This is a genomic window from Pantoea sp. S61, assembly GCF_016625145.1.
GTDB classification, from domain to species: domain Bacteria; phylum Pseudomonadota; class Gammaproteobacteria; order Enterobacterales; family Enterobacteriaceae; genus Pantoea; species Pantoea rwandensis_B.
The window spans coordinates 39,963-59,812 of the sequence record NZ_JACVUO010000009.1 but is presented as its reverse complement, the minus strand read 5'-3'; the positions used below and the strand labels follow the sequence as shown (position 1 = coordinate 59,812).

Annotated in this window: 19 protein-coding genes, 3 tRNA genes and 2 pseudogenes; 14 read left to right on the top strand and 10 right to left on the bottom strand. The window is 52.1% G+C overall.

Going from position 1 to position 19,850, the window contains the following annotated elements; genetic code table 11:
* The first annotated feature begins 18 nt into the window (after nucleotides 1-18).
* Nucleotides 19-933 (top strand): DMT family transporter, encoded by a 915-nt coding sequence (locus tag IAE30_RS17270; protein ID WP_200680473.1) that lies wholly within the window; start codon nucleotides 19-21, stop codon nucleotides 931-933.
* Here IAE30_RS17270 and rutG read toward each other — a convergent pair.
* From rutG to rutA, 6 genes are read right to left on the bottom strand one after another with little or no spacing between them, the layout of a single operon-like run.
* The gene (gene rutG / locus IAE30_RS17265) at nucleotides 930-2,255 is read right to left on the bottom strand and encodes a pyrimidine utilization transport protein G (RefSeq protein ID WP_200680472.1); all 1,326 of its coding nucleotides are present in this window, start codon (nucleotides 2,253-2,255) and stop codon (nucleotides 930-932) included. The genes IAE30_RS17270 and rutG overlap by 4 nt on opposite strands.
* A 45-nt stretch (nucleotides 2,256-2,300) precedes the next feature.
* Complete coding sequence (gene rutF / locus IAE30_RS17260) at nucleotides 2,301-2,822, bottom strand: NADH-dependent FMN reductase RutF (RefSeq protein ID WP_038647722.1); 522 nt, start codon at nucleotides 2,820-2,822, stop codon at nucleotides 2,301-2,303.
* Between the two features lie 16 nt (nucleotides 2,823-2,838).
* Nucleotides 2,839-3,642, bottom strand: coding sequence for a pyrimidine utilization protein D (rutD, locus tag IAE30_RS17255; RefSeq protein ID WP_038647721.1), 804 nt, complete (start codon nucleotides 3,640-3,642; stop codon nucleotides 2,839-2,841).
* A complete protein-coding gene (rutC, locus tag IAE30_RS17250; RefSeq protein ID WP_038647719.1) occupies nucleotides 3,642-4,037 on the bottom strand; it encodes a pyrimidine utilization protein C in 396 nt (131 codons plus the stop codon). Before rutC ends, rutD begins: the two co-directional genes overlap by 1 nt.
* A gap of 44 nt (nucleotides 4,038-4,081) precedes the next feature.
* Nucleotides 4,082-4,792 carry a pyrimidine utilization protein B gene (rutB, locus tag IAE30_RS17245; RefSeq protein WP_038647717.1) on the bottom strand — a complete coding sequence of 237 codons (711 nt, stop codon included), beginning with the start codon at nucleotides 4,790-4,792 and terminating at the stop codon, nucleotides 4,082-4,084.
* Entirely contained in the window at nucleotides 4,792-5,883 is a 1,092-nt protein-coding gene (gene rutA / locus IAE30_RS17240) for a pyrimidine utilization protein A (RefSeq protein WP_038647715.1), read from the bottom strand. Before rutA ends, rutB begins: the two co-directional genes overlap by 1 nt.
* 308 nt (nucleotides 5,884-6,191) lie before the next feature.
* On the opposite strand from rutA, the gene rutR reads away from it, so the two are divergent.
* Both rutR and IAE30_RS17230 read left to right on the top strand, forming a co-directional pair.
* Nucleotides 6,192-6,827 (top strand): HTH-type transcriptional regulator RutR, encoded by a 636-nt coding sequence (gene rutR / locus IAE30_RS17235; RefSeq protein WP_034820328.1) that lies wholly within the window; start codon nucleotides 6,192-6,194, stop codon nucleotides 6,825-6,827.
* Between the two features lie 23 nt (nucleotides 6,828-6,850).
* Nucleotides 6,851-7,825, top strand: a complete 975-nt coding sequence (locus tag IAE30_RS17230; RefSeq protein WP_038647713.1) for a metal-dependent hydrolase — start codon at nucleotides 6,851-6,853, stop codon at nucleotides 7,823-7,825.
* Between the two features lie 41 nt (nucleotides 7,826-7,866).
* Here the strand turns inward: IAE30_RS17230 and cycA are convergent, their stop codons facing one another.
* Nucleotides 7,867-9,258 (bottom strand): D-serine/D-alanine/glycine transporter, encoded by a 1,392-nt coding sequence (gene cycA / locus IAE30_RS17225; protein ID WP_038647711.1) that lies wholly within the window; start codon nucleotides 9,256-9,258, stop codon nucleotides 7,867-7,869.
* A gap of 284 nt (nucleotides 9,259-9,542) precedes the next feature.
* On the opposite strand from cycA, the gene IAE30_RS17220 reads away from it, so the two are divergent.
* On the top strand, nucleotides 9,543-10,241 hold the full coding sequence (locus tag IAE30_RS17220; protein ID WP_038647709.1) for an extensin family protein: 699 nt from the start codon (nucleotides 9,543-9,545) through the stop codon (nucleotides 10,239-10,241).
* Here IAE30_RS17220 and IAE30_RS17215 read toward each other — a convergent pair whose 3' ends face one another.
* Nucleotides 10,242-10,916: a DUF4396 domain-containing protein gene (locus tag IAE30_RS17215; protein WP_034820313.1), complete on the bottom strand. Its 675-nt coding sequence runs from the start codon at nucleotides 10,914-10,916 to the stop codon at nucleotides 10,242-10,244.
* A 551-nt stretch (nucleotides 10,917-11,467) separates the two neighbouring features.
* Here IAE30_RS17215 and sdiA point away from each other — a divergent pair.
* Complete coding sequence (gene sdiA / locus IAE30_RS17210; RefSeq protein WP_038647707.1) at nucleotides 11,468-12,190, top strand: transcriptional regulator SdiA; 723 nt, start codon at nucleotides 11,468-11,470, stop codon at nucleotides 12,188-12,190.
* Nucleotides 12,191-12,312: 122 nt separating this feature from the next.
* Nucleotides 12,313-12,924 (top strand): acyl-homoserine-lactone synthase, encoded by a 612-nt coding sequence (locus IAE30_RS17205; RefSeq protein ID WP_200680519.1) that lies wholly within the window; start codon nucleotides 12,313-12,315, stop codon nucleotides 12,922-12,924.
* Between the two features lie 31 nt (nucleotides 12,925-12,955).
* On the opposite strand, the gene IAE30_RS17200 is transcribed toward IAE30_RS17205, so the two are convergent.
* Complete coding sequence (locus tag IAE30_RS17200) at nucleotides 12,956-13,183, bottom strand: DUF2594 family protein (protein WP_034820303.1); 228 nt, start codon at nucleotides 13,181-13,183, stop codon at nucleotides 12,956-12,958.
* A gap of 430 nt (nucleotides 13,184-13,613) precedes the next feature.
* On the opposite strand from IAE30_RS17200, the gene uvrY reads away from it, so the two are divergent.
* The 6 genes from uvrY (at nucleotide 13,614) to IAE30_RS17170 (ending at nucleotide 17,145) form a co-directional block, all read left to right on the top strand.
* Nucleotides 13,614-14,273, top strand: a complete 660-nt coding sequence (uvrY, locus tag IAE30_RS17195) for a UvrY/SirA/GacA family response regulator transcription factor (RefSeq protein ID WP_034820300.1) — start codon at nucleotides 13,614-13,616, stop codon at nucleotides 14,271-14,273.
* Nucleotides 14,266-16,098, top strand: coding sequence for an excinuclease ABC subunit UvrC (gene uvrC / locus IAE30_RS17190; protein ID WP_038647705.1), 1,833 nt, complete (start codon nucleotides 14,266-14,268; stop codon nucleotides 16,096-16,098). Before uvrY ends, uvrC begins: the two co-directional genes overlap by 8 nt.
* Nucleotides 16,099-16,166: 68 nt before the next feature.
* A complete protein-coding gene (pgsA, locus tag IAE30_RS17185) occupies nucleotides 16,167-16,715 on the top strand; it encodes a CDP-diacylglycerol--glycerol-3-phosphate 3-phosphatidyltransferase (RefSeq protein ID WP_034820295.1) in 549 nt (182 codons plus the stop codon).
* A gap of 141 nt (nucleotides 16,716-16,856) precedes the next feature.
* A tRNA-Gly gene (locus tag IAE30_RS17180) sits at nucleotides 16,857-16,932 on the top strand.
* Nucleotides 16,933-16,974: 42 nt separating this feature from the next.
* Nucleotides 16,975-17,048, top strand: a tRNA-Cys gene (locus IAE30_RS17175).
* An 11-nt stretch (nucleotides 17,049-17,059) separates the two neighbouring features.
* Nucleotides 17,060-17,145 (top strand) — tRNA-Leu (locus tag IAE30_RS17170).
* 114 nt (nucleotides 17,146-17,259) lie between these two features.
* Here the strand turns inward: IAE30_RS17170 and IAE30_RS17165 are convergent.
* A pseudogene (locus tag IAE30_RS17165) lies at nucleotides 17,260-17,907 on the bottom strand (tyrosine-type recombinase/integrase); the annotation flags it as partial.
* Here IAE30_RS17165 and IAE30_RS17160 point away from each other — a divergent pair.
* Nucleotides 17,897-18,388 (top strand): annotated as a pseudogene (locus IAE30_RS17160) (DUF4113 domain-containing protein); the annotation flags it as partial. The pseudogenes IAE30_RS17165 and IAE30_RS17160 sit on opposite strands and share 11 nt — an antisense overlap.
* 8 nt (nucleotides 18,389-18,396) lie before the next feature.
* Entirely contained in the window at nucleotides 18,397-18,687 is a 291-nt protein-coding gene (locus IAE30_RS17155; RefSeq protein ID WP_200680471.1) for a hypothetical protein, read from the top strand.
* Nucleotides 18,688-19,850 lie beyond the last annotated feature (1,163 nt).

Here is a 19,850-nt window from a genome sequence, read left to right as displayed (position 1 = left end):
CGAATATTTTGGTGCGTTATGTCCGCTTCAAGCTCACGTCTCAGCCTGCGTATTACGCGTCAGGAACTCGTTCTTATCTTCATCACCATGGTTTGGGGGGGCACCTTTTTGGTGGTACACCGGGCGATGGCGCACTCTGGTCCGTTTTTCTTTGTGGGGCTGCGCTTTGCGACGGCATCGCTGTTGCTGGCCTTCTTCTTTCGTCGCTACCTGAAACACATGACATGGCTCGAAGTTAAGGCCGGTGCGTTGATAGGACTGGCGATTGCCGGTGGCTACGGCTTACAAACCTGGGGAATGCAAACCATTTCCAGCAGTCAGTCGGCGTTTTTAACGGCGCTGTATGTGCCGGTGGTGCCGTTGCTGCAATGGATATTTCTGCGCCGCCCACCTGGATTAATGGCATGGATTGGCATCATGCTGGCGTTCACCGGTTTAGTGCTGGTGGCCGGGCCACAAGATGGCAGCCTGACATTAAACGCCGGTGAAATAGCCACATTGCTCAGTACGCTGGCCATCGCGGCTGAAATCATTCTGATTAGCCGCTTTGCCGGGCAGGTAGATGTGCGTCGTGTGACGCTGATTCAGCTGATGGTCGCATCGGCCTGTGCCTTTGTCTTTATGATCCCTAACGGCGAGTCGGTCCCAACATTCTCAACGCCATTGCTGTTGAGTGCACTGGGGCTAGGTGCGGCCAGTGCGTTGATTCAGGTGACAATGAACTGGGCGCAGCGCAGCGTGTCGCCGACACGTGCCACAGTGATTTACGCCGGTGAACCGGTCTGGGCAGGGGTGGTAGGGCGTATTGCGGGTGAACGTTTACCGGCCGCCGCCCTGTTGGGTGGTGCGCTGATCGTCTGTGGGGTCATCGTCAGCGAGCTACGACTTCGCCGCAAGAAAGCGGTGCCTGAGCAGGCACCGCTGGAGCCTTAAGGTTGCTGTCGTGCCGCCTGGTTTGCCAGTGCGGCACCACGACGTTTGAGGATCGCGTTAAGAATGATGGCACCGAAGGTTGCTGTGCCAATTCCCCCAATGGTGAAACTGCCGATCTTCAAAGCGAAATCGCCAGCGCCCAGCACTAACGTGGTGGCCACCATGATTAAATTGCCGTTCTGACTGAAATCAACGTTGTTTTGCACCCAGATTCGCGCACCTGCCACGGCAATCAAGCCGAATACCACAATAGAGGCACCGCCAATCACCGGGCCGGGAATGGTATGGATCAAGGCACCAAACTTCGGTGAAAAGCCGAGTATCAGCGCAATCACTGCTGCCGCGACAAACGCCAGTGTCGAATAGACTTTGGTGACCGCCATGACGCCGATATTCTCTGCGTAAGTTGTCACGCCGCTACCTCCCATCGAACCTGACAGCATGGTGGCGAGGCCATCCCCGACAAACGCACGCCCCATCCAGGGATCCAGATTGCGCCCCGTCATACCGGCAACGGCTTTAATATGACCAAGGTTTTCAGCCACCAGAATGATGGCGATAGGGGCAATCATCACTATCGCCTGCATATCAAACACCGGTGCGGTGGTGTGCGGTAAACCAAACCATGGCGCATTGGCGACACCGCTAAAATCGACCGGCTTGCCGAGGCCAAACACATTGGTGAGCAAGGCGTAGATCGCCCAGGCGACAATCAGGCCAACCAGAATCAGTAAGCGCTGAACCAGACCGCGAGTGAAGACCGCGACCACGCCGATGCATAACACCGTCATCACCGCCATCCAGCTGTCAAACATCGATGCAGAAACACCGTGCACGGCGATTGGAGCCAGATTAAGGCCAATCGCCATCACCACTGCACCGGTGACGACAGGCGGCATCAGGCGTTCAATCCAACCCGTACCGACTTTCATCACAATCAGGCCAATCAGGGTATAGAGTGCGCCACACGCAATGACCCCGCCCAGCGCCAGGGCCAGATTAGGGTTCAATCCCTGGCCGTTAAATCCGGTCACCGCGATAATGACCCCAACAAAGGCGGCGCTGGATCCGAGATAACTGGGGACGCGGCCGCCGGTCACAACAAAAAACAGCAGCGTGCCGATGCCGGAAACCAGAATCGCCAGATTGGGGTCTAGTCCCATCAGCAACGGCATCAATACCGTCGCGCCAAACATTGCTACAGCATGCTGCAGGCCCAGGACAAATGTCTGCCCAAACGGCAGGGTTTCATCCGGTGCAATCAGCCCATCTTCGGTCATGGCTGACTTTTTCTGCCAGCGGGGGAACCAGGAATTCGCCATCGTTTTCTCCAGGGTAGCGGTGGAACCGGGCCGCGCAGAGCGGCGTTAGCGGGCGTCCTGCCGTAAAAGGTGATGATATCCACGGTCAAACCACGCCAGGCCATGGGAATCATCGTTACGTACCAGCGCCAGCGCTTCACACATCAAAACGTCGTGTGTGCCAACACTGACCACCTGGGTGATTTTACAATCAAACGACACGGTGGCACCCTCCAGCAGCGGTGAACCGCTGGCCAGCGTGTGCCAGTTAGCCGCAGCAAAACGCTGATCCATCGGCGTTTTACCACCAAACAGCGTAGAAAGATCCTCATGACCGGCTGCCAGGGTGTTGACGCACAGATAGCCATTATCCCGAAAGGTCGGCCAGACCGATGCCGAACGATTCAGACACACCAGCAAAGTAGGCGGCGTATCCGTCACGCTGCAGACCGCAGATGCGGTGAATCCGGCGCGACCCGCTGGACCGTCGGTGGTGATGATATTCACCGCAGCACCCAATCGTGCCATGGCATGGCGAAAAGCATCGCGGTCAACATTGGGCGGCAGCGGCAATTCATGCACACTCATGATTCAACTCCTCTGTTCAACTTGCGGCACGCTGTGCAGGTGCAGCGGTTTCGGCCAACCATTGCAGCAGCAGTGCGTTGAAGTTATCGGCATCGGTCACGCTCATAGCATGTCCACCCCACGGCATCTCAATCAGACTGCTGTCAGGCAACGCCTGGGCCAGCAGTGGCGAGCAGCTCCACGGCACCAGTAGATCGTCCTGGCTACAGATGGCTAACACCGGTTGCTGAATCCGCGCTGCATGGGCACGAAAATCACAGTTCATTAATGCATGTAATCGACGTAGCAGATTCTCCATACCCTGAAAATGAGCCACGTGATGAGCATCTTCAGCCGTGATACGCGCCTGATGGCGCGCCAGCCATTCAGCCGGATAGAGGAACAGCGGCTGCGCCCGCACGAAGGCTTCAACGCCCACGTTGAGCAGCAGATCCTGCCGCACCTGGAAGCAGCGTTGAGTGTGAGGATCCAGCGACAGCCAGCCATTAATCACCACGATGCGGCCGACACGGTCGGGATAATCCAGGGCCAGCTGCAGGCCAATCAGGCCACCCAGCGCGTGGCCAATAATGTCGTAATGGTGAATGTCATGTTGCGCCAGTCGTTCAGCCAGTTCGGCGGCCATCATCGCCATGCTGTAGCCTTCAGGCAGCGTATCGGCACTGCGACCGGTACCGCGCTGATCGTAAGTCACCACCCGATAATGAGGAGTGAGTGCCGCTAGCTGGGGTTGCCAAAAGCCCGCCACGCCACCCAGGCCGGACGACAGCACCAGCGTTGGCGCGTCGGCAGCGGTTAAACCATGAATCTCAAGGTGCATTACGCCTCCTGGGGACCGATGTGCGCGACGCTGGCAATTTCAATCAGTGCGTCTGGTTTAACCAATCCGCACTGAATGCAGAAGCGCGCAGGCTTGTCGCCGGGAAAATACTCGGCGTAAACCTGATTAATCGCGGCGTAGTTGCTCCAGTCGGTGAGGAATATAGAGTTGAAAGTGACATCACTCATCTTGCCACCGGCGGTCTCGATCACCTTTTTAATGGTTTCCAGCACGTGGCGGGTTTGTGCTGCTGCATCGCCGACGTGGACCACATTGTTACTGGCATCGAACGGTAGCGTACCTGACACGTAAACCACGCCATCGGCCAGCGTTCCCGGCACAAAGGGCGCAATCGGGGTGCCGCTACCGGCAGGGATAATCACACTTTTAGGCATCGTCGCAGTTCCTTATCGTTATGGTTTTGCAGGTGAGATTGGCCTTAAGCCTTCAGGGCTTCACAAAAGGTGTCTGTGTCACTGACCCAGCCAAAGAAGGTTTCGATGTTGAAAATCGCCGCCTGCTGAGCAAACGGCGGTCCAGCCTGATAAGTGGCGTCTTCCAGCACCACGCCAAAATATTCGAGGAAGAAGCCATCACGCAGCGTGGATTCGACACACACGTTGGTGGCTATACCGGTGAACACCAGATGGCGGATACCGCGGCTGCGCAGCATGCTGTCGAGTGGGGTATTGAAGAAGCCGCTGTAGCGCGGTTTGGGCAGCACGATGTCTCCTGCCTGTGGCACCAGTTCATCCACCAGCGCATAATCCCAGCCGCCTTTCGACAGCAGCGTGCCCTGTAACTCCGGGCGCTTACGCATGGTTTTCAGTGCATTCGACTTATGGAAGTTAGGCGAGCCAGCATCACCCGCTTCGATGTACTGGTCGTCCCAGCCGTTCTGGAACCAGATAATCTGCATGCCAGCGGCGCGTGCCGCGGTGACCGCCTGATGAATTTTGGCGATCACGGGTTTGGTGGCGGAGACATCAAAACCGGCAAGATCCAGATAACCCCCTTCGGTGGCATAGGCGTTTTGCATATCCACGACGATCAAGGCACTTTGCGCCGGCGGCAGTGCGATAGCTTCGGGCCGGGCGGGCAGGGTGATATTGGGCAAACTCGACGTATGGGCACAGGTTACGGTACTCATCAGGCAACCTCCTTCTGCGAAGTGATAACGTTTTGACGACACTGCATTAATGGCTGGATACGTTCGCCGAAATCTTCAATGCCTTGCAGGAAGTCATCAAAGGTCAGTAGTACGCCTTGAGCGCCATCGACCTCTGCCACTTCATCCAACATTCGTGCCACATTGGCGTATGAACCCACCAGGGTGCCCATATTGATGTTGACGGCTGAGGTGGGATCGGCCATCTGACGCACGTTGGTATCGCTACCCGATTTGGTGTCCTGCTGGCTTTGCGTGGTGAGCCAGGCAAGCGCTTCTTCATCGGCACCTGCTTTGTAATGCTCCCATTTGGCACGCGCGGCCTCGTCGCTTTCGGCGGCGATGATCATAAACAGCACGTAAGAGCCAACATCGCGCCCGGCGTGATCCGCTGCGGCTTTCATGCGGCTGGCGGTCGGGGCGAAAGCGGTGGGCGTGTTGACCCCTTTGCCGAAGCAGAAGTTGTAATCGGCATGCTGCGCGGAGAACGCCATACCGGCATCGCTCTGCCCGGCGCAGATCACCTTCATCGGTTTCTGCGGTTGCGGGCTGACGCGGCAGTCATTCATGGTGAAAAATTCACCCTTGAAGTCACTCTGACCGGTGCCCCATAAATCGCGCAGCACGGTGACGTACTCGGTGAGGTATTGGTAACGGCTGGAGAAGTACTCATCACCCGGCCACAATCCCATCTGTTCGTATTCGGGTTTCTGCCAGCCGGTGACCAGATTGACGCCGAAACGGCCATTGGAAATCGAATCGATGGTGGCGGCCATGCGCGCCACAATTGCTGGGGGCAGCGTCAGCGTGGCTGCCGTGGCATAGATCTCAATCCGTGAGGTCACCGCCGCGAGCCCCGCCATCAGCGTGAAGGATTCAAGGTTGTGATCCCAGAATTCGGTTTTACCTCCGAAGCCACGCAGTTTGATCATCGAGAGCGCAAAGTCGAAGTGATAATGCTCGGCCTTCAGCACAATCTCTTTATTCAGTTCAAAAGTCGGTTTGTACTGCGGCGCATGGGTGGAGATGAGCCAGCCATTGTTGCCAATCGGGATAAATACGCCAATTTTCATGTGAAACCCCTCTGCATTGAACGGGCATTGCTTTACGCGCTGCACTGCTTCCTGCACGCATCCTGCGAGCGGCGCTCAGTCACAGAATTGCAAAGCCTGTGCCACATTTTTAAATGCCTTATACAACAATGTGTTAAAAACCCTTAAAGGATGAAAGTAGAGCGGTTGGTCTAAATCAGACCGTTTGGTCAAAACTTTTTGCACGTTTTTCATGCGCACGGTGGTCAAAAAAGGTGCAGGGCGAGCGATTAGGCAGGAAAGAGGGGCTTTGTTATGATGCAGACAGGCAGGATTGAAGAGGTAACAGTGTGAAAAGCGATGAAAAACAACCGGGCCGACGTTCACGTGCCGTTGCCGCAAAACGGGCTGCGATACTGGAAGCGGCGTTAAGCTTCTTCTCGCAGTTCGGTATTCACGGTACCAGCCTCGATAAAGTGGCAGAGCGTGCCGATGTCTCCAAGACCAATTTGCTTTACTACTATCCCTCAAAAGAGGTGCTGTATATCGCGGTTCTGAAGGAGATCCTTGATGTATGGCTGGCACCACTGCGTGCTCTGCGCCACGATCAGGACCCACTGACCGCCATTCGGAAATATATCCGTCTTAAGCTGGAGGTGTCGCGCGATCACCCGCAGGCCTCGCGCTTGTTCTGTCTCGAGATGCTACAAGGCGCTCCTTTACTCAAAGGTGAACTGGCCGGGGATTTAAAAGCGCTGGTGGATGAGAAGGCGGCGATCATCGAGCAGTGGATTGCAGAAGGGCGGTTAGCCGGTGTGCAACCTCAGCATCTGTTTTTCCTGTTGTGGGCCACCACGCAACACTACGCGGATTTTGCTTCGCAGGTTGAAGCGATCACCGGCCAGACCCTGAGTGACCCTGAATTTTTTGAGCAAACGCTGGAGAATGTTCAGCGCATGATTATTGAAGGGATCCGCGTGCGTTGATCCCGCTTTAGCCAGGAGAGTGCATGGATTCGCTATCACAACTGACGTTGGGCGCGGCGGTCACCGTTGCGGTAATGGGCAAGCGCGTGCCGTTATGGCAATCGGCGCTGGTGGGGGCGATTGCCGGCACCTTGCCCGATCTTGATGTGTTTATCGATCATGGCGATGCGATTCGCAATATGACGCTGCATCGAACTGAGAGCCATGCGCTGATATGGCTCACGTTAGTTGCGCCCCTGCTGGCCTGGCTGATCGCAGGTGCAACCCGCAGTCGCTCCCACTGGCGCGGTTGGTGTCTGGCAATTTGGCTGGCCCTGATTACGCATCCATTGCTCGATCTGACAACGGTGTACGGCACGCAACTGGGGTTGCCGTTTACCGATTTCCCCTACGCGATTGGCAGCATGTACATCATCGATCCGTTGTATACACTGCCATTGCTGATCACGCTGGGGGTGGCGTTATGGCGGCGTGATGGCGTAGGGCTGCGCTGGAATCAGGCGGGCTTGCTGATCAGTACGCTGTATCTCGGCTGGAGCATGGTGGTGCAGGGCGTGGCGACGCAGCATATCAATCGTGATTTGACCGATCAATCCATCAAGCCGCAGCAGGTGCTGGTGACGCCAACGGCGTTTAATACCCTGGTGTGGCGAACCGTGATTATGACCCCCGATCGTTACGGTGAAGCCTATTGGTCACTGCTGTCACCCGATCGTGCACTGGAAATTCATTGGCATCCGCGCAACCCGGAATTGTTCGATGCGTTTAAAGGCGACTGGTATGCCGAGCGAGTGGCGTGGTTCAGCCATGGTTTTTACGCCATGCGCCAGCAGGGTGAAGATACCTTGATTTCGGATTTAAGGATGGGGGAAGCGCCCAATTACACCTTCACCTTCAATCTGGGATCGGCACATGTTCCCGAACCGGCACCGGAAAGGGAGCCTTCGGTACGGCCTTCACTGGCGCAGGCATGGCATAAATTACGCGAAAGGTTATAAAAAAAGCCCCGAGCATTCGGGGCTTTTTTTCGGCAGGGCTATCAGGCTTTACGACGACGTAACAACCAGCCCATAGTGAGAATGACGAACCACAGCGGCGTGACCATCAACGCCTGGCGAGTATCATCTTGCAAGGTCAGCAGGACAATGACAAAGGCGAAGAACGCCATGCACACCCAGCACATCAGCTTGCCCAGCGGCATCTTGAACTTCGACTCAGCATGACGTTGTGGATGCTGTTTGCGGTAAGCCAGATAGCTGCACAGGATGATGGTCCAGACGAACATAAACAAAATCGCCGATACCGTTGTAACCATGGTGAATACCGTCATCACATCGGGAATCAGGTAAATCAGCGCCACGCCGCACAGCAGGCAGAAGCAGGAGAAAAACAGCCCGGTGGTGGGAACCGCGCGTGCCGACAGGCGGCCAAACGCTTTGTGTGCCACGCCTTGTTCTGACAGACCGTACAGCATACGGCTGGTGGAGAAAATGCCGCTGTTGGCGGATGATGCAGCAGAAGTCAGCACCACGAAGTTAACGATGCTGGCGGCGGCGGGTAATCCGATCAGCACAAACATCTCAACGAAGGGGCTGCGGTCTGGCATCACCTGATTCCACGGCGTCACCGCCATGATCACCAGCAACGCCAGAACGTAAAACATAATGATGCGCAACGGAATGGCGTTAATCGCGCGTGGCAACACCTTGTGCGGATCTTTGGTTTCTGCTGCGGCTGTTCCCACTAACTCAATGCCGACGAAGGCAAATACCGCAATCTGGAAGCCAGCAAAGAAGCCGCTCAATCCTTTCGGGAACATACCGCCATGATCCCAGATATTGCTCAGGGCCGCGGCGCTGCCGTTAGGTGAAGGATAATGCATGCTGACCAGCACGATGCCGGTCACGATCAGAGCAACAATCGCCACGATTTTAATAATCGCGAACCAGAACTCCATTTCGCCAAACAATTTCACCGTTGCGATATTGAGCGCCAGGAACACAAATATACACAGCAGCGCACTCATCCAGATGGAAAAGTCGGGGAACCAGAGTTGGAAATAGGCACTAATGGCCACGACATCAGCAATGCCCGTTACCACCCAACAGAACCAGTAAGTCCAGCCGGTAAAATATCCCGCCCATGGCCCGAGTAAGTCGGCAGCAAAATCGCTGAATGATTTATATTCAAGATTTGAGAGCAGCAATTCGCCCATAGCGCGCATGACGAAAAACAGCATAAAACCGATGATCATATAAACGAAAATGATCGAGGGGCCGGCCAGGCTGATAGTTTTACCTGAGCCCATAAACAACCCGGTGCCGATCGCGCCACCGATAGCAATCAGTTGGATATGGCGGTTATGCAGATTACGCTGGAGCTTATCGGGCTGTTCGGCCTCGATAAGCGCCTCTTTGGATTGATCAACCATAAATATATCTTTCCTGTTTTGATGTTGTGTCAGCTCTACTGGCTGTTAGATAACGTGCCGTTTGATAGGGCAAGTGGCATAAGATAGTGGAAAGGTTGCAATTCTCGGTAATTGTTTTTTTACAATTGTGACCTTTTACGGGGTTTCCTCTGTCAGTAAATATTTACATGGCATAATCCACGGTACATTTGCGTAAATCTTCAGCAATTAAGCCTTTTCTGCGTTATCTCCCCATTTTGCCACCTACACTTACGTCTTCTTTTTATGAGTAAACGTGAGGTGTGATGCGCGCATTATTAGCGATTGCTCTGTTGGCATTATGTGGCTGGTGGAGTTTGCCGTGGCTGAAAACGCATTTGCCGCCGCAGTGGAATCCGTTTACGCCGCTGTCGGTCACTGACCCACAAGGATGGATGATGCGCTACAAATTGCAGCGCCTGAGTCACGATCCTGCGGCCTGTATGGCGGTGATGCAGCGAGCCAGTCAGCAGGGATGGGTAGAATTTCGCGCGGTGCCAGCACTGAAAGGTGATTGCCCTATTGAACAACCTTTGCGCGTGAGTGGTTTTGGTGAAGTGACATTGAGCAGCAGCTTTCTTGCCAGTTGCCCCATGGCAGTGAGCAGCACAATCTATGTCGTCAACAGCACTCACGCCTTGCAGCAGGCAGGTATCAACAGCCCGATTCGGCACATCAGCCACGTCGGCAGTTACGCCTGTCGAAATATCTATCATCGCCAGCAGGGGCGTTTAAGCGAGCATGCAACAGCAGATGCATGGGATGTGACAGGGTTTCAGCTTGCAGATGGACGCTGGCTGCAGGTGGCAAAAAACTGGCATCAACCTGAGGATGCGGCTGCAGGGCTCCGCGCTTTATGGCAAAACGGCTGTGCGACCTTTGGCAATGCGTTAGGACCGGATTACAACGCCGCGCATGCCGGACATTTTCACCTGGGCATGCGCGGCGCCGGATACTGTCGTTAGTTAGACGGCGGGGTTAAGCCCTCGTTTTATCAGGAAATGATTAGCGGGCCAGGAGAATAGAAAACCGATGATCATGGCCAGTTGTAACATAAACCAGAAAGCGACCAGCAACGGATTGATTTGCTGGTTGAGAACAAATTTTAGTGCCAGTGCCATAAAGATAAAAATACCTAATTGATAAATCAGCAGGGGGAATGTTTCGGTTTTAAATGCTAATAATAACGCCCGGCCAAATGAACGTTTTTCACGTTGGCGAATCGCCAGGAACTGGAAAAATAAACCCACCACCAGAGAAACTATCAAGCAAATAATTGCCTGCATCCAAAGCGTTGGCATAATGGCGAACTGATTTAGCAAGGTGATTATTGGTAGGGTCATTATGTCGCCAAATATACAGGCCGCAGCAGATAATGAGGTGGAAATAAATATTGTTTGCCAGCTGGCATTACTCTGAATTTTTTGTGGAACCAGCAGCGCAAGTTTTACCTGACGTGAAGGTTTACGGCCCAGATACCACCAGGCTAACCATCCGATGAACGGCATATAGAGGCCGGTCAGCGGCCAGATGATATTCATGATGGCCACCGGATGCGGGTGACGGAAAAGATCTTTTAAGATCATCAGCGCTGTACAACCGCCCAGTACAAGGAAAGGTAATGCCAGTTGGTTCATCATAGTCAGCCCCGTTATGATGCTCGAATACGCATGACAATGCGCCAGTATGCATGAGGGCGCAACGTCTTCCCCTGAAAAGTCCACAGCGTCATCACCCGTACATCCTCTAAGCGTAGCTGGAAAAGAGGGTGACGGAAATCACGTTATACCGCTCACTACAGAAATCACTGGGATTAAGAATGAGCCGAATAGGCGTCGTCCCACAAATACCGCTATTACCCTCAGTAATCGCTTTCAAAGTGAGTGATTTTGGTTAATGACGATGCTAAAAATTTATCAATCTAATGATGATTTTCGATGAATAGGGTGATTGAAACTCCTTCGGAAAAATCCTATTCTAATCAGGAAAGAGGATTAAAGTTGTGAAGCTGTTGGCAAAATGTATCTGCTTTCAGTTCCCCATAATGGTAACGCATTGACAACAGGATGGTTATGATTGTTACCCCGTGGGCTGCTCTCATTTCAATCAATATTTTTTCTCTAGTTAATTTATTTTTTGTGTTAATCAGAACGAATAACAAGTTAAAGCGTGAAACAACGCTGAGGCAATAATGACGACCGATAATTATTTCGTCTGGCGTGGCAAAACTGAAAATGAATTTCAGGCGCTGACGGAAGTGATTCAAGTAAAAACGCTATTACAAAAACACATTGAAGCGATGGGTTTTGATTCATTCGCTTTCCTGGTTCAACATCCCGTGCCTTTTACCCGGCCGCGCGTGTTTTTGTTCAGTACTTACCCGGAAAGCTGGGTTAAGCGCTATGAAAGCGAAAATTATTATGCTGTCGATCCGGTGCTGTTACTTTGTCAGCGGCCGGGACGAGGCGTGGAATGGACACGGGATTTATTTACCGGTGCCGGTAATTTATGGGCTGAAGCGAATGCGGCAGGGCTTAACAGCGGCTTTTCTTGTTCGGCAATGGCGCCAAATCGTGCCATTGGTATATTATCTATAGCATCATCGCTTCACAGTCAGACTCAACACTTACGCGTTCAGCTAGAGGTGAAACTGCACCTACTGGCGGAACTGAGTTTGCGCGTGCTTGAGCGGCTAAATGATAGTTCAATGGCGGTTTTATCTAATGATTTTAGCCAACGCGAACTGGAAATTTTGAAATGGACGGCAGAAGGAAAAACTTCTGCGGAAATTTCACTGATTTTAGCGATTTCAGAACATACGGTGAATTTTCACCAAAAGAATATGCAAAAGCGTTTTAATGTTTCCAATAAAACGCAGATTGCGTGTTATGCGGCGGCAATTGGCCTGATATAGCAAAAAGGCAACTACTAATTTTAGTAGTTCCCACTCTTTAGTCAGTTGTCTACCCTGCGCCGGAACTTTGCCAGGCTGGCGCAAAGAAATCATTGCAAACATGGGGATGTCAGGGGCGCATGATGAAAGTAATTCAAACACAGCTTAAGGATATGCCGTCCTCTCTGTTGGCAGAATTAGGAACGTATCGCTATAGCGTTTTTGCGCGGGGTGAAGGTTGGTCTATCCCGCCGCGCTTAAGTACGCCTGGACAGGAGTATGATCGCTTTGATCGCTCCGATGTCACCTGGATGATCGCCTGGAATGCGCGCCAGGGGATCTGCGGCTGTGCACGTTTGTTGCCCTGGCATGAACCCGAAGTGCCTGAAGGCATGGTGCTGCCGTTCGATCAGGAAAAAGTCTGGGAAATGTCACGCTTTTCGGCACGCCTTGAGGTGGATGCAGAACTGCCACTGACGATTTTGTGGCATGCGGTGCAGTTGGCGGAACTCAGCGGTATGGAGTACCTGATCAGCTCAGCAACGCCGATGCTGGAAAAAATGTTTGAGCAGCACCATGTCGTGTACGAACCTTTATCACCTGGTTTGATTCAATCTGAGGATAATATGTTTGCCATTCGTATTCCGGTTCATCAGCCGGCACTGGCGGACAAGTATCGCGGCACACGCCGGTTTAGTCCGGAAGAGGTGCTGCCGTCACTGGGTGTTTCAGTGAACTGGCAGTCGCACAGTTGATCACCCCGCGCATCGCGCGGGGCTTCACCGCTTACTGACGGTAGGCGGTTTTAATCTGACGAATGGTGTTGCTGAACACCTCCGCCTGCGGCTTATCCGCTAACGCGCTTTGCACATAGCGCTCCATGTTAATAATAACCTTACCGGCATCCGCCTGGCCCATTCCTTTCAGAATCAGCGTCACCATCATTTTCAGGCAAGCCACTTCGTCGGCCAGTGCCTGGGTATCCCGCGATGTTGAAAAGTCTTCATCACTCATCTTTGACTCCTTGGTGGTGTTACTGAATGTAGACACAATATTTGTGTGTAAAAAACAGAGTATATCATATGGTTGAATGAGGAATTTATCCCAGGCGAAGCGGTGGAGATTAAACCAACATTAAATGGATGTTTGCGTTATTAACAGGCAGGGAAAATCAGGCGTTGAAGTTATTTTTATTTTACAAAGCCCAGCGGTCAATGAAAAGAGCATAAATTATAACATAATGATATTAGTCACAATTTCACATTTTAATTCTTGCATGCTAGTGCGTTTTACTCAAAAGATATCTGGGAATGAGCTCAATTTGATATGTATCATTTCATTTGGGATTTATCTGCGTAACCAGATGTTTTTTCCCCGGCAAACCCGGTAAGATGACCCTCCTGAAATATATTTTTCCCCTCACTAACCTGCGGAGTACGTCCCGTTGATCAGTCTGCTTCTTGTTGATGACCATGAACTGGTACGCGCCGGTATTCGCCGCATACTGGAAGATATGAAGGGATTGGTAATTGCCGGGGAAGTGGCTTGTGGTGAAGATGCGGTGAAATGGTGCCGCAGCAATCCGGTGGACGTGGTGCTGATGGACATGAATATGCCGGGCATCGGCGGTCTGGAAGCCACGCGAAAAATTGTGCGCTTCAATCCTGACATCCGCATTATTATGCTGACCATCCATACCGAAAATCCGCTGCCGGCAAAAGTGATGCAAGCCGGTGCGGCGGGTTATCTGAGCAAAGGTGCGGCCCCGCAGGAAGTGGTGAGTGCGATTCGTTCAGTGCATTCAGGTCAGCGCTATATCGCATCAGATATTGCGCAGCAAATGGCGCTTAGCCAAATCGAGCCGCAAAAAGCCGAATCGCCCTTTAGCTGTTTGTCGGAAAGGGAATTGCAGATTATGCTGATGATCACCCGAGGGCAAAAGGTGACGGAAATTTCCGAGCAGCTTAATCTCAGCCCGAAAACCGTTAACAGTTACCGTTATCGCATGTTCAGTAAGTTGAACATCAGTGGCGACGTAGAGTTAACGCATCTGGCCATTCGACATGGTCTCTATAATGCGGAGCCGTTAATCAGTAGTGAGTGACGTTTTCAATTCCAAAGCCTTTCTGAGCACCGTGACCAGTCAGCCCGGCGTCTACCGCATGTATGACGCGACAGGCACGGTGATCTATGTCGGTAAAGCGAAAGACCTCAAAAAGCGCCTGACCAGTTATTTCCGCACTCAGGTAGGCAGTCGAAAAACCGAAGTCCTGGTCAGTAACATCCAAAACATCGACGTGACGGTGACGCATACCGAAACCGAAGCTTTGCTGCTTGAACACAATTACATCAAGCTTTATCAGCCTCGCTATAACGTGCTGCTGCGTGATGATAAATCCTATCCCTATATATTCCTGAGTGCAGACGCGCATCCGCGACTGGCGATGCATCGTGGTGCTAAACACGCGAAAGGGGAATATTTTGGGCCTTTCCCTAATGGCTATGCGGTGCGTGAAACCCTGGCGCTGTTGCAGAAAGTGTTCCCGATTCGACAGTGTGAAAACAGTGTTTATCGCAACCGCTCTCGCCCCTGTTTGCAATATCAGATTGGCCGTTGCCTTGGGCCATGCGTAGCGGGGTTGGTCAGCGAAGATGAGTATGCGCAGCAAACGGACTACGTGCGGCTGTTTCTTGCCGGTAAAGATGATCAAGTAATCAACCAACTGGTCAAACGCATGGAAGAGGCCAGCTATGGATTGCGCTTCGAAGAAGCGGCGCGTCTGCGCGATCAGATTCAGGCGGTACGACGCGTCACCGAGAAGCAGTTTGTCTCCAATCAGGGGGATGACCTTGATGTGATGGGGGTGGCATTCGACGCCGGTATGGCTTGCCTGCACGTGCTGTTTATTCGGCAGGGCAAAGTGCTGGGCAGCCGCAGTTACTTCCCGAAAGTGCCAGCCGATACCGATCTCACCGAAGTGGTGCAAACCTTTGTCGGCCAGTTTTATCTGCAGGGCAGCGAAGCACGCACTTTGCCAGCTGATATTCTGCTGGATTTTAGCCTGCCTGAACGCGAGTTGCTGGCCGATTCTTTGAGTGAATTGGCCGGCCGCAAGGTCAATATTCAAAGTAAACCGCGCGGCGATCGGGCGCGCTACCTTAAACTGGCGCGCACCAACGCTGCCACCGCGTTGACCACGAAACTGTCTCAGCACTCCACTATTCAGCAGCGACTGGCGGCGCTGGCAGTCTTTCTCGAACTCGACAGCATCAAGCGCATGGAATGTTTCGACATCAGTCACACCATGGGTGAGCAGACGATAGCTTCGTGTGTGGTCTTTAACCGCGATGGACCGCTGCGTTCAGATTACCGCCGCTATAACATTGAAGGCATCACGCCTGGCGATGATTACGCCGCGATGAACCAGGTATTACGTCGTCGTTATGGTAAAGCGCTGGAAGAGGACAAAATCCCTGATGTCATCATCATCGATGGCGGTAAAGGCCAGCTGGCGCAGGCGAAACAAGTGTTTGCAGAGCTGGATGTGCCATGGGATAAAGATCGTCCCATTTTGCTGGGCGTGGCAAAAGGCACTGACCGTAAAGCGGGTCTGGAAACGTTGTTCTTTGAAGCGGAAGGTGAGGGGGTTTCGTTGCCGCCAGACTCGCCTGCACTGCATGTGATTCAACATATTCGTGATGACTCTCACAATCATGCAATTTCGGGGCACCGGAAAAAACGTGCGAAAGTGAAGAACACCAGTGCACTAGAAAGCATTGAAGGGGTCGGGCCAAAACGGCGCCAACAGCTGCTTAAGTACATGGGGGGCCTGCAACCCCTGATGAATGCCAGCGTGGATGAGATTGCTAAAGTGCCGGGGATTTCCTTCGCGCTGGCGGAAAAAATCTACTACTCGCTGAAACACTAGCATTGAAACAGGGGGGGCAATGTAGGAACATACGTTAAATTCTACTCACACCAGACAGTTACTGGCATATGCAATTTAACATTCCGACGTGTCTTACCCTGTTTCGAGTTGTACTGATTCCATTCTTTGTGCTGGCATTTTATCTGCCTTTTCAATGGGCACCTTTTGCCACTGCATTGATCTTTGTGGTTGCCGCCGTGACTGACTGGTTTGATGGTTTTCTTGCCCGCCGCTGGAAGCAAACCACGCGTTTTGGCGCTTTCCTCGATCCTGTAGCTGACAAAGTGATGGTGGCCATTGCGTTGGTACTGGTTGCCGAGTATTTCCACGCCTGGTGGATTACCTTACCGGCAGCGACCATGATTGCGCGCGAAATTATCATCTCAGCCTTACGTGAGTGGATGGCGGAGATTGGTAAGCGCAGCAGCGTAGCGGTTTCCTGGATTGGCAAAGTGAAAACCACGGCGCAGATGTTCTCTCTGTTCGCCTTGCTGTGGCGTCCAGACGCTACGGTGGTGGGGGTGGGTGTCGTCGCACTGTATATCGCCGCGGTGCTGACCTTCTGGTCAATGTTCCAGTATTTGAGCGCCGCACGCGGTGATTTGCTCGATAGCTGATCGATGCGATTTAAAAAGCAGCAAACGGACGCACTGTGTGGATAATTCTATTGACTCATTGCGTCAGATAAGTAGAATGCATCGCATCGAACGGCAGCAAGTCTGCAAGAAGCTGAGTAAAATCAGCGAGTTTGGTGAATTGCGGGAATAGCTCAGTTGGTAGAGCACGACCTTGCCAAGGTCGGGGTCGCGAGTTCGAGTCTCGTTTCCCGCTCCAAATTTAGTCGTTTGTTGCTGACAGATGGCACATCAGAATAAAGGCGCGTTGGCAGAGTGGCCATGCAACGGATTGCAAATCCGTCTACCTCGGTTCGACTCCGGGACGCGCCTCCAATTTACACCCTGCCCGGGTGGTGAAATCGGTAGACACAAGGGATTTAAAATCCCTCGGCTTATGGCTGTGCGGGTTCAAGTCCCGCCCCGGGTACCATATTTAGTAGTCGCTAAAACCAAATAAAATCAAAGCAATATGCAGTAATGTCGTGACCGCCCAAGGGCGGTTTTTTTGTGTCTTCAGTCCTTTTCATAATATGACTTCATAATATCAGACGCTTTTTTTCTGCCCACCGACAACCGGAACGACAACGATCTTGCGGTCGTATGCTGCGGTTTGTTCGACGTTCTTATGCCCGGTTATGGCTCTCTTCTCATAAAGATCACCCTCAAGGTCTGACACACCTTTTGCTTTAAGATCGTGGAAGGTGAAATCAAAAAGCAGTTCTGGAAATTTAATGCGAGCCTCTTCACGGGCTGCGCTCCAACGACTGTTAAAACCATCGCGCGTATAGCCCGAACCGTTCGGCTGGTGGATGATGAATATACTGCTCATGCCTGGCTTTAGGTTTAGCTCTCCTGCCATGCTTATCACAGCAGTTAGGCGAGGGGACCAGCCCTTAATTTGCGCTACGCTTGTTTTGCTCTGTTTAATCAAAATACCTTCTTCCATGATTTGGCTCTTTTTCATGGAAAGGACATCTGCCTGTCTGGCACAGCATAAATACGCCAACTCCATTGCTACCTTCACAATGTCCGGCGCACAAGAATAAAGCGCCTGATATTCCGCATCTGTGACGTAGCGGTCGCGAGAATCTTCTTTGAACTTCTTCACGCCCTTTGTAGGATTACCCTTCACCATGCCGCGCTCATATCCCCAGCGATACATACGGGAAATAAACGCTTTCTCACGTTTAGCCGATTACATGGAAATGTGTCAGGCCATCTGCGCTTACGCGGAGCGGGCTGCAGAGAAGTTACGCGAAGAACGCCAGTTCTGCTGTCAGGTAGCGGTTTTTGTTCGCACCAGTCTGCACGCTGTTAATGGAATTTATTATGGCAACCAGGCTATGGGCAATTTACAAACGCCATCAAACGACAACCGAGACATTATCCGGGTGGCTATGGAGATGCTGGGTCGTATCTGGCTCGATAACCGACGTTATATGAAAGCAGGGGTAATGCTGGGTGATTTTTTCAGTCAGGGCGTCTCCTAACTCAATCTCTTTGACGAACACAAACCACAGGCCAATAGCGAGGCGCTGATGCGCGTTGTAGACGGCCTCAATCAAAGCGGGAAGGGAAAACTGTGGTTCGCAGGACAGGGCACTCAGAAAGCGTGGGCAATGAAGCGGGAAAGGTTGTCGCTGGCATATACCACTCGAATTTCGGACCTGTGAGTGGCGAGATGACACTGCCGGTGCAGAAGGTGCTTGCGACCAGCACGACCTGTTACCTTGTGGAATGGAAGGGGCGCAGCTGCATCGTTGATGAGAAACGGCGGCCAAAGAATGGTGATGCTGTCTTGCCGGATTTGTCAGGCATTTACGAATGGGGGCACACCTATATGCATCCGCGTCGAATCATCACCGATGAAGGCCAGACTCTGGAAGATGATTTGTCAGGGGATGTGGCAGTGATTGGTGTGGTGACACATGAAGTCACTGCGATACATGAGCAGGATGGCTCGCCGATTTGATGCTTTCAAAAAAGCCCGGAGCAATGGGTTCCGGGCGGCAAAAGTTTTGCCTGTAATTGATGGCGTCCCATTGGGAAACGGGAACCGATTGAGAATAGTATTACCCTTAGAAATAGCCAGCGCACGCTTAAAAAAAAGCACAGGATGCCCTTGAGTTCAGCCTGTGCGGAGAGTTCAGCGTAATCTTTTATAGTTTTTCTTGGCCTGCCGTGATGGGTCGAATCATCACAGCATGGGACTCCAGTGTGCTTGCATCAGAAACACAACAACTACTAGCAAAACCGTAGTAATACCTGGCAGCAAAAGATAGCGCATTCTCGCCTCCACGTTTTCGACAGTACCACTTCAAATCTAGTCTATTTACGCAAAAAAGCCCGCGCTGCGAGTGAGATGAAGCGCGGGCAATCTTTGGGGGAAACTATCGTACCTTCTGGTTTCATGCATCATGCGCTTTGCCACAGATAAAGATGTGATCAATACCGCTTAGGCACAAAAAAACCCGCACAAAGGCGGGTAAAAAATTCGTTCAATGGGAAATTCTGTTTCGTAAAACATCACGTTTTCTGTGTGTATCACGTCGCTATAATAGCAACAATTGAGGCGTTGATCACAAAATGATCGATGATAAGAATTTACTGAGGGGAGTAGCGAATTTCGTTCCGTTTCGGTAGTGATGATTTCACAACATAAAAAAGCCCGGTAGTGTTGGCGTCCGGGCTGCACAATGGGTGCGAATCATGATCAATCAGAGTTTGTCGATAGTACAGGGAAGTAGAAGCGACACTCTGATCATAGGATGGCATCAAGTAAAAGCTAGCGAAGCGGCGGGTATAATTTTCAGAATAAAATCGGTGGGTAAATCGTGAGAGTGAAGGATTTATTAAGGGGGAATGCTGGAGATGGAAAAGGATGTAAGGCTGGCGGCTGAAAGGAAAAATAAAAAGCCCGGATGAGTCCAATCAGCCGGGCCAGACACAATACTGTGCCTAACATTTCCAATGAGCTAGTGGTCAACATCACAGGGATTCGAAGTGACAATTTGATAATAGGATGGCTCCGTGGAAACGCTAGCGAAGCGGTACGTAAGCCGGAAAATGCTTCATAATATTAAGACAGGATAGGCTATAAGCCATTGATAAATGGAGTACGATTATTGAACTTAT